This window comes from Rhodopseudomonas sp. B29 (assembly GCF_000333455.1).
Classification (GTDB): domain Bacteria; phylum Pseudomonadota; class Alphaproteobacteria; order Rhizobiales; family Xanthobacteraceae; genus Rhodopseudomonas.
On record NZ_BADD01000073.1, the window covers coordinates 1 to 2,877 of the forward strand.

Sequence of the window (2,877 nt, forward strand, 5' to 3'; positions counted from 1 at the left end):
GATCATGTCGCCGAGCTCGTTGAGCGCCTGCTGCATGTCGTTGTCGCCGGACTGGCCGGGCTGCGCCATCTGCAGGTTTTCGAGCATCTGGGCGAGCTGATCGAGCAGCTGCTTGGCGGCGTCCTTGTCGCCGGAGCGCGACAGCCGCTCCATGCGATCGATCATGTTGTCGAGATCCTGCGGCCGCATCACCTTGGTGTTTGGATCGAGCGGACGAGCGAGCTGCTGCGGATTGTTCTTCATCTGCTCGGCGAGCTGACGCATGAAGGCGTCGAGCGCGGCGCGCAGATTTTCGGTGAGCTTCTTGATCTCTTCGTCGGGGGCGCCGCGCTCCAACGCCTGCTTCAGTGCGTCCTGCGCGGCGCGCAGCGCCTTTTCGGCGTCGGAGGTGTCGCCGTCCTCGATCGACAGCGCCAGCGACCACAGGCTGGCCACGACCTGACGCAAGTCGTCGTCGGTGCGGGCGTGCTCGAGTTCCTCGGCGACCGTGTAGAGCCCGAGATATTGTCCGGCATTCGGCGTGAAGGCTTCGGGCGCGATCAGCAGCGCGTCGAGCGCCGTGTAAACGTCGGCATTCTTGTTGGCATCGAGCGCGAGAATGCGACGCTGTTCGATCAGTGCGCGCGCCAGCGGCTTGGTGAACAGCCGCTCCGGCAGGCGTATGCTGAAGGGCTCGCTCTTGCCCTCGTTGCCGGCTTCGTCCTTGGCCGTCAGGGTCAGCGTCACGTCGGCGCCCGCATAGGGATCTTCGCTGAGATCCTTCACGGTCTGCCCGACGCCGGCGCGGGTCCGGGCGTTCGGCAGCGTCAGCGCGAATTGCGGCGGCTCGAACAGCGGTCGCGGTCCGTCGGCATCTTTGGCGCTCGGCCTGGCACCCGCGACGGCGAAATTCGCCTTCGCTTCGGTGACGCCGTAATCGTCCTCGAGTTTGTAGGACAATTGCAGCGAGCCGCGCGCCTGGCGCTGTGGCTCCTTGGCGAGCGCGATGACCGGCGGCTTATCGGGCACGGCGGTGAACGACCATTGCGGCTGACCGGACGGCGCACGCACATGGGCGGTGCCGTCCGCCGTGATCCTGAACTGTCGCTTGCTGGTGCCGTTCGGCGTGTCGGCATCCGGCTTGGTCTCGGTGAGGCCGCCGCCGGTGGTGACGTCGAGATGGCCGCCGCTGGAGCGAACCAACAGCGCTCTTCGAGCGTCACGCCGCGGCCGAGCGGCGAGTGTTTTTCCATGAAGCCGAACATCGCGCGGGAGTCGCCGATGCCGGCACCGGCCAGCGTCCGCACCGGACCGGCCGACACCGCGTTGACGCGGATGCCCTTGGGGCCGAGGTCGCAGGCGAGGTAGCGCACGCTGGCTTCGAGCGCCGCCTTGGCGAGGCCCATCACATTGTAGTTCGGCATCGCGCGTTCCGACGCGCCGAACGTCAGCGTGATCATCGCGCCGCCGTCCGGCATCAGCGCGGCGGCACGCTTGGCGACCTCGGTGAAGGAGAAGCAGGAGATCACCATGGTGCGCGAGAAATTGGCGCGCGTGGTGTCGATGTACTGGCCGCGCAGCTCGTTCTTGTCGGAGAAGCCGATGGCGTGGATGACGAAGTCGAGCTTGCCCCACTTCTCCTTCAGCGTGTCGAACACCGCATCGACGCTGGCGATGTCCTCGACGTCGCAGGGCAGCACCAGGTCGGAATTCAGCGACTGCGCCAGCGGCTTGACGCGGCGGGCCAGCGCATCGCCCTGATAGGTGAAGGCGATCTCGGCGCCGTGTGCGTGCAGCGTCTTGGCCATGCCCCAAGCGATCGAATGGTCGTTGGCGACGCCCATGATCAGCCCGCGCTTGCCCTGCATCAATTGTTGCATTGTGGTTGCTCCCCTGTCCGTCATGCTCGGGCTCGTCCCGGGCATCCACGGCCCGCGGCTGATCCGTGCTTAAAAACGTGGATGGCCGGGCCTTCGCCGCGCCTGCGCGGCTTCGTCCGCGCAGGCGGGACAAGCCCGGCCATGACAATTATCTGATTACTTCGACTGTCCGGCATAAGCACGCCGAGCACCGGCGGTCACGCATCCAGCCGCTTGAACACCAGCGTGGCGTTGGTGCCGCCGAAGCCGAAGGAGTTCGACAGCACGGCGCCGATCTTGGCGTTGTCGATGCGCTTGCGCACGATCGGCATGTCGGCGAAGGCCGGGTCGAGTTCGGTGATGTTGGCGCTCTCGCAGATGAAGCCGTTCTGCATCATCAAGAGCGAATAGATCGCCTCCTGCACGCCGGTGGCGCCGAGCGAGTGGCCGGTCAGCGCCTTGGTGGCGGAGATCGGCGGGCACTTGTCTTCGGTGCCGAACACCTTGCGGATCGCCGCGATTTCCGGCGGATCGCCGGCCGGCGTCGAGGTCGCGTGCGGATTGATGTAGTCGATCTTGATGCCGCCGGTGGTGGCGAGCGCCATCTTCATGCAGCGTTCGGCGCCTTCGCCCGACGGCGCCACCATGTCGTAGCCGTCGCTGGTCGCGCCGTAGCCGATGATCTCGCCGTAGATCTTGGCGCCGCGCGCCTTGGCGTGTTCGAGTTCTTCCAGCACCAGCACGCCGGCGCCGCCGGCGATGACGAAGCCGTCACGCGACACGTCGTAGGGACGTGACGCAGTGGCCGGTGTGTCGTTGTACTTCGACGACATCGCGCCCATCGCGTCGAACAGCACCGACAGCGACCAGTCGAGCTCTTCGCAGCCGCCGGCGAACACGATGTCCTGCTTGCCCCACTGGATCAGCTCGTAGCCGTTGCCGATGCAGTGATTCGACGTCGCGCAGGCCGACGAGATCGAGTAGTTGACGCCCTTGATCTTGAACCAGGTGGCGAGCGTTGCCGACCCGGTCGAGCTCA

1 protein-coding gene and 2 pseudogenes are annotated in these 2,877 nt (G+C 66.2%); all 3 read right to left on the bottom strand.

What is annotated here, in order from left to right:
- Positions 1 to 1,197: pseudogene (locus I5M_RS02640) on the bottom strand (TIGR02302 family protein); the annotation flags it as partial.
- Positions 1,188 to 1,859 (bottom strand): annotated as a pseudogene (locus I5M_RS31155) (SDR family oxidoreductase); the annotation flags it as partial. The pseudogenes I5M_RS02640 and I5M_RS31155, both read right to left, overlap by 10 nt.
- Before the next feature lie 197 nt (positions 1,860 to 2,056).
- Positions 2,057 to 2,877 (bottom strand): beta-ketoacyl synthase N-terminal-like domain-containing protein (locus I5M_RS02655; RefSeq protein ID WP_022719984.1); only part of this gene is annotated, 821 nt, incomplete at its 5' end.